The sequence below is a fragment of the Aquabacterium sp. A08 genome (assembly GCF_011742065.1).
Map to the genome: position 1 here is coordinate 1 of NZ_JAAQQT010000569.1, position 10,258 is coordinate 10,258.

A 10,258-nucleotide genomic window follows, 5' to 3' on the forward strand; every position below is an offset into this window, starting at 1 on the left:
CTACGGCCCCGAGCGCGAGTACGCGGCGGACGAGAACATCCTCAACTCCACCCGCGCCACCGACTTCATCACGCCCAAGAGCGAGATCAGCCGCCTGTTCCGCGACGCCACGCTGGACCTGGCGCGCGAGCACGACTTTGCCCGCCGCATTGTCAACAGCGGCCGCCTGTCGGTGCCGGCCACGCTGCACGGCTCCAGCCTGAACACGGCGGACGTGGACCCCTTCGCCGGCAAGATGGTGCCCGGCGCGCCCTTGACCGACGCTCCGGTGCAGCGCGCCGACGGCAGCGCAAGCTGGCTGTTGCGCGAAACCGCCGCAGACTTTACCCTGCTGGTATTCGGCCCCGTGCCGGTCTGGGCGCATGGCCTGCCCCATGTCACCCCCATCGCCATTGGGCAGGATTTGAAGGATGTGCAGGGCCTGGTGCAGCAGCGGCTGGACGCCACGCCCGGCACCGCCTACCTGATCCGCCCCGACCAGCACGTGGCCGCGCGCTGGCGCCAACCGACCGAGGCCGCCGTGCGCGCCGCGCTGGCCACCGCCTGCGCCCAGCCCGCCCGTGCCTGACCGTTGAAGGAGACCCCATGCTCAACACCCAAGCCCACGCGCTGCCCTACGACGACATGTACGAGGCACTCATCGCCGCCCACCAGGGCCTGAGCACCGAGCAAAGCCACGCCCTGAACGCGCGGCTGGTGCTGCTGCTGGCCAACCACATTGGCGACGTGGCCGTGCTGCGCGAGGCCTTCCGCCTCGCGCGCCACAGCGCCGCCCCCGACGCTGGCGATGCCCCCGCCAGCGCCACCGCCGAGCGCCAGGCCATCACCCCGGTGGTGCCCAGCCACGCCGCGGCCTGATGTCCCCGTTGGGTGACACACGCACCCGCCAGCCCTGACAGAATTCTTCGCACCCCCGCCAGGAGACCCGCCATGTCCTTGATCCAACAGATCCACCACGTTGCCTACCGCTGCAAAGACGCGAAAGAAACCGTGGAGTGGTACACCCAGCACCTGGGCATGAAATTCGTGCTCGCCATCGCCGAAAACGAGGTCCCGTCCACCAAGGCTTGGGACCCCTACATGCACATCTTCCTCGACGCCGGCAACGGCAACGTGCTGGCCTTTTTCGAGCTGCCCGAGCAACAGCCCATGGGCCGCGACGAGAACACCCCCGCCTGGGTGCAGCACCTGGCCCTGAAGGTCGATTCGCTGGACACCCTGCTGGCCACGAAAGAAAAACTGGTCGCGGCCGGCATCGAGGTGCTAGGCCCGACCGACCACACCATTTTCAAAAGCATCTACTTCTTCGACCCCAACGGCCACCGGCTGGAACTGGCCTGCGACACCGGCACCCCCGAGATGTACCGCAAGCTCGACGAGGTGAAGTGGGACATGCTGCAGGAATGGAGCCAGACCAAGCAAGCCCCGAAACACGCCGCCTGGATGCACGACGGCAGCCTGGCCACCTGACCCACACCCCCCCCCCGACATGAGCACACTCAACGAAACCCACGACCCGTCCCTGCGCAGCTGGGTGGCCTCGGCCCACACGCCGGGCACCGACTTCCCGCTGCAGAACCTGCCGTTTGCCGTGTTCCGCCGCCGTGGCAGCCACGAGGCCCACCGTGGCGGTGTGGCCATCGGCGACCAGATCCTGGACCTGGCCGCGGTGGACCGCGCCGGCGTGTTCAGCGGCCTGGCGGCCAGCGCCGTGGCCGCCGCCGCCCAAGACCGCCTCAACGCCCTCATGGCGCTGGGCCCTGCCGCTTGGTCGGCCCTGCGCCTGGCCCTGTCGCGCGCCCTGCGCGAAGGCAGCGCCCAGCAGGCCGCGCTGCAGCCCTGCCTGCTGCCCCAGGCCGAGGCCGAATACGGCCTGCCGGCCCAGATCGGCGACTACACCGACTTCTACACCTCGGTCCACCACGCCACCAACATCGGCAAACAGTTCCGTCCCGACAACCCGCTGCTGCCCAACTACAAGTGGGTGCCCATCGGCTACCACGGCCGCGCCAGCAGCATCGGCGTGTCGGGCCAGGCTTTCCACCGCCCGCGCGGCCAGGTCAAAGCGCCCGACGCGGCGGCCCCGGTGCTGGCGCCCAGCCAGCGGCTGGACATCGAGCTGGAGCTGGGCATCTTCATCGGCCACGGCAACGCCTTGGGCGACCCCATCGCCCTGCCCGAGGCCGAGTCGCACGTCTTCGGCCTGTGCCTGCTCAACGACTGGTCGGCGCGCGACATCCAGGCCTGGGAATACCAGCCGCTGGGGCCCTTCCTGGCCAAGAACTTCGCCACCACCATCTCGCCCTGGGTGGTGACGCTGGAGGCCCTGGCGCCGTACCGGGTGGCCTTCGAGCGCCCGGCCGACGACCCGCAGCCACTGCCCTACCTGGACACGCCCGCCAACCGCGCCGTTGGCGCCTTCGACATCCGGTTGGAAGTGGGCCTGCAAACCGCGCAGATGCGCGAAGCCGGGCAGGGCGCCGCCCGCATCACCGCCACCAGCTACCGCCACGCTTACTGGACCATCGCCCAGATGGTCACCCACCATACCGTCAACGGTTGCAACCTGCAGCCGGGCGACCTGTTCGGCAGCGGCACCCTGTCGGGCCCGACGCTGGACCAGGCCGGCGCCCTGATCGAGCTGACGCAAGGCGGCCAACAGCCGGTGGCGCTGCCCAACGGCGAAAGCCGCACCTACCTGCTCGACGGCGACGCGGTGGTGATCCGCGGCTGGTGCGAAAAACCGGGCGCAGCGCGGCTGGGTTTCGGCGAGTGTTGGGGCACGGTGCTGCCGGCCCGCGCCTGACGAGTTCCATGCCCAAGCGGCATAGCAGCTAGTGTGTTTTGCCTGTTTTATGTGGGCAGGCCCGCACTATAGTGCTTGTGCCGAGGGCAGGCGGGCTGCTTCTTCCGCACTAGGGTAATCCCTAGTGCATTCGACTGCAGTCCGGGTGATAAAGTTATATCTAATAATCAATCGAGGCGATCGACCCGGGTCGGCGCTTCGTTTCCAGGGACAACGGGCCAGCCGGCACACCTCCGTCAAAGGACTTCACCATGAAACCGTTCAAACTTCGCACCCTCGGCCTGATCTGCGCCGCCCTCACCGCCACCAGCGCCATGGCGCAGCAGGTCACCCTGCGTCTGCACCACTTCCTGCCGCCGCAGGCCAACGTGCCCCGCCTGGCCATCGAGCCCTGGGCCAAGAAGGTGGAGGCCGAATCCGGTGGCCGCATCAAGGTGCAGCTGTTCCCGGCCATGCAAATGGGCGGTTCGCCGGCCCAGTTGTTCGACCAGGCCCGCGACGGTGTGGCCGACATCACCTGGACGGTGCTGGGCTACACCCCGAACCGCTTTGTTAAGACCGAGGTGTTCGAGATCCCCTTCATCGCCCCGTCGGGCGCGCGCGCCGGTGAAATCACCTCCAAGGCCGCCTGGGAATTCGTGGACAAGTTCGCCGCCGACGAGTTCAAGGACGTCAAGCTGCTGGCCATCCACACCCACGGCCCGGGTCTGTTCCACACCAAAAAGCCGGTGAACGGCCTGGAAGACCTGCGCGGCATGAAGATCCGTGGCGGCACCCGCATCGTCAACAACATGCTGGTCAAGCTCGGCGCCACCCCGGTGGGCATGCCGGTGCCGGCCGTGACCGAGGCCCTGTCCAAGGGCGTGCTCGACGGCACCACCATCCCCTGGGAAGTGGGCCCGGCCGTGAAGGTCACCGAGATGGTGAAGAACCACACCACCTTTGCCGGTGACAAGGGCCTGTACAACATGGCCTTCGCCTTCAGCATGAACAAGGCCACCTACGACAAGCTGCCGGCCGACCTGAAGAAGGTGATCGACAACAACTCGGGCCTCGAAACCGCCGCCGCCTTTGGCCGCGCGATGGACGAGGGCGACAAGTTGGGCCGTGCCGTGGCCGAGAAGGCCAAGAACAACATCGTGGCGCTGGACGCGGCCGAAACCCAGCGCTGGCTGCGCACCGCCAGTGCGGTGGAGTCCGATTGGGTCAAGGACATGAAGGCCAAGAACATCGACGGTGCCAAGCTGGCCGCCGAGGCCCGTGCCCTGATCGCCAAGCACAGCAAGTAAACTTCGGGGCAACCCGCCGCGCGCATGGTGTTCGCACCGTGCGCGTTTTTTTGCAGTGCGGCCGCCGTGGGCCGCCCGTCAAGGACGTGAATCATGATGACCTGGGTGTTTCGCTGCACCAAGTGGTCCGCCATTCTGGGCGGCCTGGTGCTGTGTGCCATCACGCTGATGATCGTGGCCAGCGTGGCCGGCCGCGCCATGATCGGTCTGGGCTTGGGCCCGGTGCCGGGCGACTTTGAGCTGGTGGAGGCGGGCACCGCGGTGGCGGTCTTCTTCTTCCTGCCCTGGACCTACCTGCGCGGCGGCCACGCCACCGTGGACCTGCTCTACATGCACCTGCCCAAGTGGGCGCAGCGCACCGTGGTCACCTTCAGCGACCTGATGATGCTGGCCCTGTGGCTGGTACTGACCTGGCAGTTGTGGAACGGCCTGGTCGAAAAACGCGAATACCTCGAAACCACTTTCATCCTGCAGATGCCGGTCTGGTGGGCTTATGCCCTGTGCATGGTGGGCGCCGTGCTGGGTTGCGTGGCCTACGTGGCCAAGAACCTGATCATGTTCGGCCTGGCGTCCTACCCCCAAGATTGGCCGGTTGAGTCGGCAGGAGTCCACTGACATGAGCACCATCGAACTGGCCGCCTGGTCGTTTCCCATCTTGCTGGGCCTGATTTTCATCCGCGTGCCCATTGGACTGGCCATGGCCTTGTGCGGCGTGGTCGGCGCCTACTTCGTGTACGGCAACGCCGCCCCCATCCTGAGCCAGCTCAAGCAGGTCAGCTACAGCACGTTTTCCAACTACAACCTGTCGGTGATTCCGCTGTTCCTGCTGATGGGGCAGTTCGCCGCGCTCGGCGGGCTGTCGCAGGCGCTGTTCAAGGCCGCCGAGGCCTGGATCGGCCACCGCAAGGGGGGCGTGGCCATGGCCGCCGTCGGCGCCTGCGCCGGTTTCGGCGCCATCTGCGGCTCGTCGCTGGCCACGGCCGCCACCATGGGCCAGGTCGCGCTGCCCGAACTCAAGCGCGCCGGTTACAGCGGCGCGCTGTCCACCGCCTGCCTGGCGGCCGGCGGCACCCTGGGCATCCTCATCCCGCCGTCGGTGGTGCTGGTCATCTACGCCATCCTGACCGAGCAGAACATCGCCAAGCTGTTCCTGGCGGCGTTCATCCCCGGCATTCTGGCGGCCATCGGCTACATGCTCGTGATTGCCATCTACGTCCGCGTCAAGCCCGACAGCGCCGGCACCATGGCCCCCATGCCTGTGGCCGAGCGTTGGAAGGCCACGCTCAAGACCTGGCCGGTGATCGCCATCTTCCTGGCGGTGGTCGGCGGTATCTACACCGGCCTGTTCACCCCGACCGAGGGCGCCGCCATCGGGGCCTTTGGCACCGGCGTGGCCGCCTGGGCGGCCGGTGGCCTCAACCGCAAGACCCTGCGCGACGCCGTGCTGGGCACCGCGATCGCCACCGGCATGATCTTCATGATCGTGCTGGGCGCCGGGCTCTACAACACCTTTCTGGCCCTGTCACAGCTGCCGCAGGAAATGGCGCAGTGGGTGATCGACCTGGGCATGAGCCCCTGGCTGGTGCTGGCCACGGTGCTGGTGGTGTACCTGCTGCTGGGCTGCGTCATGGACTCGCTGTCCATGATCCTGCTGACCATCCCCATTTTCTTCCCGATGATCATGGGGCTGGACTTCGGTCTGGGCCCGGAAGAAACCGCCATCTGGTTCGGCATCCTGGTGCTGATCGTGGTGGAGGTGGGCCTGATCACGCCGCCGGTGGGCATGAACCTGTTCGTCATCAACAACATGGCCAAGGACATCCCGATCTCGCACACCTACCGCGGCGTCACGCCCTTCGTGGTGAGCGATCTGGTGCGCACCGCCATCCTGGCGGCGTTCCCGGCCATCACGCTGTTCGCGCTGCGGTTCTGACACCGCCGCTTGCGTCGGCGCCTGGCCGGCACCGCGACAGGGCCGCTCCTACGGAGCGGCTTTTTTCATGGCGGTGGGGCCCACCACCTCGGTGCAGACCTGTTGCAGCAAGGGCAGGGTGGCCTGCAGGGTGAGGGTGGCCGGCCGCTGCGAACTGGTGGCCAGCGACAGCCGGGTGTGCAGGCCCGGGTTGCCGATGGCCCGCACCGCGTAGGCCGAAGGCCGCAGAGAACTGGCCACGGCGTGCCGCGACAGCACCGCGCAGCCCATGCCCTCGGCCACCAGGTCCAGAATGGCCGACACCCCGTCGATTTCCAGCACCACCTGCGGCCGCAAGCCCAGACCGGCCAGTTCCAGTTCCACGTGCATGCGGATCGCGTTGGGCCGGCTCGGGATCACCAGGGGCAGGGTGGCCAGCTCGGCCAGCGGCAGGGGTGGGGGCGGCGGGTCTTCCTGCAGGCCGGGGCGACGCGCCTCCACCAGCACCAGCGGTTCGTCGAACAGGGGCTGCAACTCCAGCGCCGGCACCGGCTGGGCGTTGTACAGCACCGCCACGTCCAGCCGGCCGTTCATCAGGCCTTCCTGCATGGCGCTGGACAGGCCTTCGGTGATGGTCAGCTGCGCCTCCGGCAGCTGGCGCCGAAAGGCGCGCGTCAAGGGCACCGTCAGCACCCGCGCCAGCGTGGGCGGCAGGCCGATGGCCACGCGCCCGGCCAGCGCGCCGCGGATGCGGCCCAGGTCTTCGCGGGCCCGTTCCACCTGGTGCAGGATGCCGCGCCCATGGTCCAGCAGCAGCTGCCCGGCCTCGGTGGGCGTGGCGCCGCGGCCGTTGCGCAGCAGCAGGTTCTGTCGCAACTCCACCTCCAGCAGCCGCACCTGCCGGCTCAGGGCCGGTTGCGCAATGTTGAGCGCATGGGCCGCACGGGTGAAGCTGCCCAGCTCGGCCACCCGCACAAAGTACTCCAATTGTTTCAAGTCCATGCTGCGATTTTAGATACGAATGCCTGTGGTATGCTCATTTGCGATAGCAGATAGAGCGGTGCCGGCCTAGTCGGGCCGAGGGGGCTCGTCCACAATGCCCCATCGTTGTCCATCCCCCCTGTTCCCATGACCTCCCCCTTGCGCGGTATTTCCTCCATGGCCACCCGCCTGCTGCTGGCGGAACTGACCGAGGCCTACCGCCAGCGCACCGGCCAGGCGGTGCAGATCGAGTCGGTGGGCGGCGTCGATGCGGCCCGGCGCGTGCAGGCCGGCGAGGCGTTCGACGTGGTGCTGCTGGCCAGCGACGCCATCGCCCAGTTGGAGGCCGCCGGCCGCGTGCTGCCCGGCAGCGCTGTGCCGCTGGTGCGCTCGGGCGTGGGCGTGGCGGTGCGCGCTGGCGCGCCCCGGCCCGACCTGTCCAGCGCCGACGCCGTGCGCCGCGCCGTGGCCGCGGCCCGCCGCCTCAGTTGTTCCACCGGCCCCAGCGGCGTCGCCCTGGCCCGGTTGTTCGAGCGCTGGGGCCTTGGGGCCGAACTGGCCGACCGCACCGTCACCCCGCCGCCGGGCACCCCGGTCGGTTCGCTGGTGGCCAGCGGCGCGGTGGACCTGGGCTTCCAGCAGTTGAGCGAGCTGATCCACCTCGACGGCATCGACGTGGTCGGCCCCCTGCCGCCCGACATCCAGATCGTCACCACCTTCACCGGCGCGGTGTGTGCCACCTGCGACCGGCCCGAGGCGGTGCGCGACCTCCTCGCCTTCCTCGCCTCGCCCGACACCGCCGCCGCCAAGCAGCGCCAGGGCATGGACCCGGCCTGAGTGCCGCCCAGCCCCCAAAAAAACTGCTTCCCGACTTTGGAGACCCCATGACGAAACCCCTCATCATCGACGTCCACGGCCACTACACCACGGCGCCCGCCGCCCTGGGTGCCTGGCGCGACCTGCAGATCGCCGCGCTCAAAGACCCGAGCAAGACGCCGGACCCCAAGAGCCTGAAAATCAGCGACGACGAACTGCGTGAGTCCATCGAGACCAACCAGCTCAAGCTGATGAAGGAACGCGGCAGCGACCTGACCGTGTTCAGCCCGCGCGCCAGCTTCATGGCCCACCACATCGGCGACTTCAACACCTCGTCCACCTGGGCGGCCATTTGCAACGAGCTGTGCCACCGCGTCAGCCAGCTGTTCCCCGACCACTTCATTGGCGCCGCCATGCTGCCGCAGAGCCCCGGCGTGGACCCGGCCACCTGCATTCCCGAACTGGAAAAGTGCGTCAAGGAATACGGGATGGTGGGTATCAACCTCAACCCCGATCCGTCCGGCGGCCACTGGACCAGCCCCCCGCTGACCGACCGCCACTGGTACCCCATCTACGAAAAGATGGTGGAGCACGACATCCCCGCGATGATCCACGTCTCCACCAGCTGCAACGCCTGCTTCCACACCACGGGCGCGCACTACCTGAACGCCGACACCACGGCCTTCATGCAGCTCATCCAGGGTGACCTGTTCAAGGACTTCCCGACGCTGAAGTTCCTGATCCCCCACGGCGGTGGCGCGGTGCCGTACCACTGGGGCCGCTTCCGTGGCCTGGCGCAGGAGATGAAGAAGCCCCTGCTGCAAGACCACCTGCTCAACAACGTGTTCTTCGACACCTGCGTGTACCACCAGCCGGGCATCGACCTGCTGACCAAGGTGATCCCGGTGGACAACATCCTGTTTGCCAGCGAGATGATCGGCGCGGTGCGCGGCATCGACCCCGAAACCGGCCACCACTACGACGACACCAAGCGCTACGTGGCGGCCACGCCCAACCTGACGGAAGAGCAGCGCTACAAGGTGTTCGAAGGCAACGCCCGCCGCGTGTTCCCGCGCATGGACGCCGCCCTGAAGGCCAAGGGCCTGTAATTTTTCAAGGAAGCCAAGATGTACGAACTCGGGGTCGTTTACCGCAACATCACCCGCGCCGACCGCACCGCCGCCGACGGCCTGGCCGCCTTGGGCTCGGCCACGGTGCACGAAGCCATGGGCCGCGTCGGCCTGCTCAAACCCTACATGCGCCCCATCTTCGCCGGGCAACAGGTGTCCGGCACCGCCGTCACTGTGCTGCTGCAGCCCGGTGACAACTGGATGATGCACGTGGCCGCCGAGCAGATCCAGCCCGGCGACGTGGTGGTGGCCACCGTCACCGCCGAGTGCACCGACGGCTACTTTGGCGACCTGCTGGCCACCAGCTTCCAGGCCCGGGGCGCCCGCGCGCTGGTCATCGACGCCGGCGTGCGCGACGTGGCCGAACTGCAGCGCATGAACTTCCCGGTCTGGAGCAAGTGCATCAGCTCCAAAGGCTGTATCAAGGCCACGCTGGGTTCGGTCAACATCCCCATCGTCTGCGCCGGCATGCTGGTCACCCCCGGTGACGTGATCGTGGCCGACGACGACGGCGTGGTCTGCGTGCCCGCCGCCCGTGCGCTGGAGACCCTGGCCGCGGCGCAAAAGCGCGAAAGCTTCGAAGGCGAAAAGCGCGCCAAGCTGGCCGCCGGCGTGCTGGGCCTGGACATGTACAAGATGCGCGAGCCCCTGGCGGCCGCGGGCCTGAAATACATCGACTGATTGCCCCCATGTGTGGAGAGCTTGCCCCGCTCTGCCGGGGCTCATCCGTCCTTCGGCCGGAAAATCGCCCCAACAGAGCGGGGCAAGCTCTCTGACAAAGTATGGAGATACCATGAGCAAACCCACTTCCGGTGACTTCACCAAAACCGCCGGCTGGTTGGACTGGTACACCGGCCCCAGCAAGCCCAAATTCCAGTTGCCCGCCGGCGCCGTGGACGCGCACTGCCACGTCTTCGGTCCGGGCGCCGAATTCCCTTACGCCCCCGAGCGCAAGTACACGCCTTGCGACGCCAGCAAACACGAGTTGTACGCGCTGCGCGACCACCTGGGCTTTGCCCGCAACGTGGTGGTGCAAGCCACCTGCCACGGTGCCGACAACCGCGCCATGGTCGATGCCTGCCTGTCGTCGGGCGGCAAGGCGCGCGGCGTGGCCACGGTCAAGCGCTCGGTCACCGACGACGAACTGCAGGCCCTGCACGCCGCCGGCGTGCGCGGCGTGCGCTTCAACTTCGTCAAGCGCCTGGTGGACTTCACCCCCAAAGACGAGCTGATGGAGATCGCCGGCCGCATCGCCAAGCTCGGCTGGCACGTGGTCATCTACTTCGAGGCGGTGGACCTGCCCGAGCTGTGGGACTTCTTCACC

11 protein-coding genes and 1 pseudogene are annotated in these 10,258 nt (G+C 67.8%); 11 read left to right on the forward strand and 1 reads right to left on the reverse strand.

What is annotated here, in order from left to right:
• The 7 genes and pseudogenes from HA630_RS06600 to HA630_RS06630 form a co-directional block, all read left to right on the forward strand.
• Nucleotides 1–568: pseudogene (locus tag HA630_RS06600) on the forward strand (FAD-dependent oxidoreductase); the annotation flags it as partial.
• 17 nt (nucleotides 569–585) lie between these two features.
• The gene (locus HA630_RS06605) at nucleotides 586–858 is read left to right on the forward strand and encodes a DUF2783 domain-containing protein (RefSeq protein WP_166833485.1); all 273 of its coding nucleotides are present in this window, start codon (nucleotides 586–588) and stop codon (nucleotides 856–858) included.
• A gap of 72 nt (nucleotides 859–930) precedes the next feature.
• Nucleotides 931–1,470 (forward strand): VOC family protein, encoded by a 540-nt coding sequence (locus HA630_RS06610; RefSeq protein WP_166833487.1) that lies wholly within the window; start codon nucleotides 931–933, stop codon nucleotides 1,468–1,470.
• Nucleotides 1,471–1,489: 19 nt separating this feature from the next.
• On the forward strand, nucleotides 1,490–2,806 hold the full coding sequence (fahA, locus tag HA630_RS06615; RefSeq protein WP_166833489.1) for a fumarylacetoacetase: 1,317 nt from the start codon (nucleotides 1,490–1,492) through the stop codon (nucleotides 2,804–2,806).
• 251 nt (nucleotides 2,807–3,057) lie between these two features.
• Complete coding sequence (locus HA630_RS06620; RefSeq protein WP_166833491.1) at nucleotides 3,058–4,095, forward strand: TRAP transporter substrate-binding protein; 1,038 nt, start codon at nucleotides 3,058–3,060, stop codon at nucleotides 4,093–4,095.
• Between the two features lie 96 nt (nucleotides 4,096–4,191).
• Nucleotides 4,192–4,710 carry a TRAP transporter small permease gene (locus HA630_RS06625; RefSeq protein WP_243855372.1) on the forward strand — a complete coding sequence of 173 codons (519 nt, stop codon included), beginning with the start codon at nucleotides 4,192–4,194 and terminating at the stop codon, nucleotides 4,708–4,710.
• Between the two features lies 1 nt (nucleotide 4,711).
• Complete coding sequence (locus HA630_RS06630) at nucleotides 4,712–6,028, forward strand: TRAP transporter large permease (RefSeq protein ID WP_166833495.1); 1,317 nt, start codon at nucleotides 4,712–4,714, stop codon at nucleotides 6,026–6,028.
• 48 nt (nucleotides 6,029–6,076) lie between these two features.
• Here the strand turns inward: HA630_RS06630 and HA630_RS06635 are convergent, their stop codons facing one another.
• Nucleotides 6,077–7,009 (reverse strand): LysR substrate-binding domain-containing protein, encoded by a 933-nt coding sequence (locus HA630_RS06635; protein WP_166833497.1) that lies wholly within the window; start codon nucleotides 7,007–7,009, stop codon nucleotides 6,077–6,079.
• Nucleotides 7,010–7,135: 126 nt separating this feature from the next.
• Between HA630_RS06635 and HA630_RS06640 the strand changes: the two genes are divergently transcribed.
• From HA630_RS06640 to HA630_RS06655, 4 genes are all read left to right on the forward strand, one after another.
• Nucleotides 7,136–7,825 (forward strand): substrate-binding domain-containing protein, encoded by a 690-nt coding sequence (locus HA630_RS06640; RefSeq protein WP_208299995.1) that lies wholly within the window; start codon nucleotides 7,136–7,138, stop codon nucleotides 7,823–7,825.
• A gap of 47 nt (nucleotides 7,826–7,872) precedes the next feature.
• Nucleotides 7,873–8,913 carry an amidohydrolase family protein gene (locus HA630_RS06645; RefSeq protein ID WP_166833499.1) on the forward strand — a complete coding sequence of 347 codons (1,041 nt, stop codon included), beginning with the start codon at nucleotides 7,873–7,875 and terminating at the stop codon, nucleotides 8,911–8,913.
• A gap of 18 nt (nucleotides 8,914–8,931) precedes the next feature.
• Nucleotides 8,932–9,615 (forward strand): 4-carboxy-4-hydroxy-2-oxoadipate aldolase/oxaloacetate decarboxylase, encoded by a 684-nt coding sequence (gene ligK / locus HA630_RS06650; RefSeq protein ID WP_166833501.1) that lies wholly within the window; start codon nucleotides 8,932–8,934, stop codon nucleotides 9,613–9,615.
• Between the two features lie 112 nt (nucleotides 9,616–9,727).
• Nucleotides 9,728–10,258: amidohydrolase family protein (locus tag HA630_RS06655; RefSeq protein ID WP_166833503.1), on the forward strand; the 531-nt coding region annotated here is incomplete at its 3' end.

Excerpts from the sequence above, each read along its gene's own strand:
- HA630_RS06605 (WP_166833485.1), top strand. The coding sequence starts at position 586 with ATGCTCAACACCCAAGCCCACGCGCTGCCCTACGACGACATGTACGAG.
- HA630_RS06610 (WP_166833487.1), top strand. The coding sequence starts at position 931 with ATGTCCTTGATCCAACAGATCCACCACGTTGCCTACCGCTGCAAAGAC.
- fahA (WP_166833489.1), top strand. The coding sequence starts at position 1,490 with ATGAGCACACTCAACGAAACCCACGACCCGTCCCTGCGCAGCTGGGTG.
- HA630_RS06620 (WP_166833491.1), top strand. The coding sequence starts at position 3,058 with ATGAAACCGTTCAAACTTCGCACCCTCGGCCTGATCTGCGCCGCCCTC.
- HA630_RS06625 (WP_243855372.1), top strand. The coding sequence starts at position 4,192 with ATGACCTGGGTGTTTCGCTGCACCAAGTGGTCCGCCATTCTGGGCGGC.
- HA630_RS06630 (WP_166833495.1), top strand. The coding sequence starts at position 4,712 with ATGAGCACCATCGAACTGGCCGCCTGGTCGTTTCCCATCTTGCTGGGC.
- HA630_RS06635 (WP_166833497.1), bottom strand. The coding sequence starts at position 7,009 with ATGGACTTGAAACAATTGGAGTACTTTGTGCGGGTGGCCGAGCTGGGC.
- HA630_RS06640 (WP_208299995.1), top strand. The coding sequence starts at position 7,136 with ATGACCTCCCCCTTGCGCGGTATTTCCTCCATGGCCACCCGCCTGCTG.
- HA630_RS06645 (WP_166833499.1), top strand. The coding sequence starts at position 7,873 with ATGACGAAACCCCTCATCATCGACGTCCACGGCCACTACACCACGGCG.
- ligK (WP_166833501.1), top strand. The coding sequence starts at position 8,932 with ATGTACGAACTCGGGGTCGTTTACCGCAACATCACCCGCGCCGACCGC.